The following is a 2,701-nucleotide window of genomic DNA, read 5'->3' as shown; positions in this document are numbered from 1 at the left end:
TCCTCGCACCACATCAGGGATGTCACCTTCGCCGAGGACGCCTCCACCGTCCACGCCGGAACCGCACCACGGGCCATGGCGACCCTCCGCAACCTCGCCGCCATCGGCGTGCTGAAAACACTCGGAGCCGACAACATCGCCAAGACCACCCGAGCGATCCGCGACGAACCCACTCCCCATCCTGGGCGTCACCAACGATCCGGACGCCTACGGAACTTGATCAAGCCCTGGCCGTCGGGGCGGACGGATTACTGCTGGGCGGCGGTGGTGTCGCAGGTGTCGAGGACGACGCGCGCGCCGTCCACAGCCAGGTCGCCGTTGACGCCGGCGCACTTCTTGCCGACGATGCGGCCGGTCGGGCCCCCGGTGGCCCCAGTCTTCACCGCCGAGACGGCGAAGACATGCACACTGGGCGTCCCGGCCGCGGCCCGGGAGCTGACCTCGGGCAGGCGGACATGGTCGATGGTCTTGCCCGGCTGGAGGGCGATCCCGGCGAAGTAGACCGATGCGGGGCCGTCGAACCGCGTCTCGCCCGGCCGGTTCTGGTAGGCGGCCACGGCCGCCGCTTCGGCGCCGGCGCCGAACCAGTCGGGGATGAGCAGGGTGTAGCTCTGCACGGTTCCGTCGGTGTACGTGATGGTGCCGTTCGCGTTCGCGCCGCCGTACGAGCCGGAGGCGAGGAAGCCGAGGGTGGTGCTGCCGCCGGCCTGCTGGACGGAGAAGCTCTGCCCGAAGGCCACGGTGTTGTCGGGCTTGCCCGAACCGGCGGTCGAGGGCCACACGAAGGAGACGCCACCGACGTCGAACGTCCTGCCCGCGCGCAGGCCTGCCGCAGCCAGGGCCTGGGCGGAGTAGGTGGCGCCGCCGCCGTCGAAGTTGCCCGCGTCGGTGTCCGCGTCGGAGGTGACGCCCGTATTGTCGAACGTCGCGCTGAGCGAGGAAGCCGGGGCGGGGGTCCCATAGACGGAGATGCCCCACAGCGACGTGCCGTAGGGGGTTCCCGAGCGGGTGGCGTTGACCCGCACATACCGGGCCGTGGCGGTAACCGCGAAGTCCTCGATGGTACGCACGCCCGCGGGCGATGCGACGGTCGTCCAGGTGTTCTTGTCGGGGGAGGTCTGGATCTGGTACTCGGCCACCGGGGCGTACCAGTTGAGCCGGATCCGGCTGAAGTTCCTGGCCGCTCCGAGGTCGACGGTCAGCGACTGCGGGTCGCCGGCGTTGGCGGCCCAGCGGGTGGTGAGGTCGCCGTCGACGGCCTTGTCGCCGGTGAAGCCGGAGCCCGACTGCGCGCTGGAGGTCTCCACCGGACGGCCCAGTGCGAGGTCGGCGAAAGCCGGGCCGCTGGGGGTGCCGAACAGCGACAGCGGAACGGCGTCGGCGATGGCCTTCAGGCCGGCGTCGTTGGGGTGGAGGTGGTCGCCGGCGTCGTAGGCGGGCAGGTAGGCGCGCGGGTCGGCGGGGTCGCCGGTCGCGGCCGCCTGGTCGATGACGCCGTCGCAGCCGCTGTCGGGGCCGCGCAGGAAGTCGTTCACGGCCTGCCGCTTGACCTCGCGGTCGTCGGACCACCACGTAAAGCCCTTGAACGGGGTGAGTGTGGAGCAGAGGAATTTGACGTTCCGCGCGTGGGCCGCGTCGACGAGCTGGCGCAGGGCGCCGGTGATGCTGCTGACCGGCGGGTTGGTGTTGATGATGTCGTTGATGGGGTCGTCTGAGAAGACGACCCAGCGCACGCCCGGCTGGTCCAGGGCGTCGTGGGCGAAGCGGCTCACGGCCGCGGGGCCGCCGCCGTTCTGGAGCAGGTTGTTGCCGCTGATGCCCTCGTTGAGGACGCCCACCTGGTAGCCCGCCTCATTGAGGCGGGTGGCGAGCCGGTTGGGCCAGCGGCGGTTGGTGTTGCCGCTCGACGCCTCGCCGTCGGTGATGGAGGCGCCGAACGCGACCACCGCGCCTGCAGCGTCCGGGTTCTGGACGTCCAGGCCGGACAGGAAGGTGTACGAGTAGCTCTGCTGGGCGCTGCTGAGGTAGGGCGCCGCGGACTGGTCGCCGGGCGCGTACCAGTTCACCTGCCGGGCGGCGTCGTGCTGGGTGGCGACCGCCGTGCCCGGTACGTGGAAGCTGACCGCGACCTCGGACTCGGGGGTGACGGAGAACCCCGCCGGGTCGCTCACCGCCTCCCCGCCTGCCGGGATCGTCACCGAGGTGTTCCCGCCGAAGGTGAGCTTCGCGTCCGTGCCGGTGGCTATGTCGCTGTTGAACAGGCTCGACGCCGCGTGGATGTCGTCGAGGACGACCGGCTGGGTGCCGAAGCGGTTCGACAGGTGAATGCGGACGGACGAGCCGCCGATGCTGGTGTGCACGATCTGGCGGATCGTCTGGTCGGTGAACGTGGCACCGGTGCCCTGCATGGCGGTCGCCCAAGTTCCAGTCCACGGGGTGGCGGCCGCGGCGGCACCGGGCGCGGGAGACGCCTCAGCCGTGCCGACGCTGACCGTAGCCAAGGTGAACAGAGCCACCGCGGCGGGTACGGCCTGTCTCAATCGGGTCTTCACGAAGATCTCCAAGCGTGCGAGTAATGGCCGAGAGCCTATCGGTACGCAGAGACCTCCGAATGGCCGGAATATGCACGTCAGACCCGAATCCGCAGGTAGTAGGGCGGTGTGGCGACTGATTTGACGACAGGTGCCCGTGCTGGTTTGGA

1 protein-coding gene is annotated in these 2,701 nt (G+C 70.3%); it reads right to left on the bottom strand.

Features of this window, described 5'->3' with window-relative positions; translation table 11 throughout:
- Positions 1 to 248: 248 nt before the first annotated feature.
- Entirely contained in the window at positions 249 to 2,552 is a 2,304-nt protein-coding gene (locus AC3ET4_RS30565) for a discoidin domain-containing protein (protein ID WP_431955182.1), read from the bottom strand.
- Positions 2,553 to 2,701: the final 149 nt, after the last annotated feature.

Source organism: Actinacidiphila sp. bgisy167 (assembly GCF_057707665.1).
The sequence above is the reverse complement of the archived record's forward strand: the minus strand, read 5'-3'. Positions and strand labels throughout refer to the sequence as shown.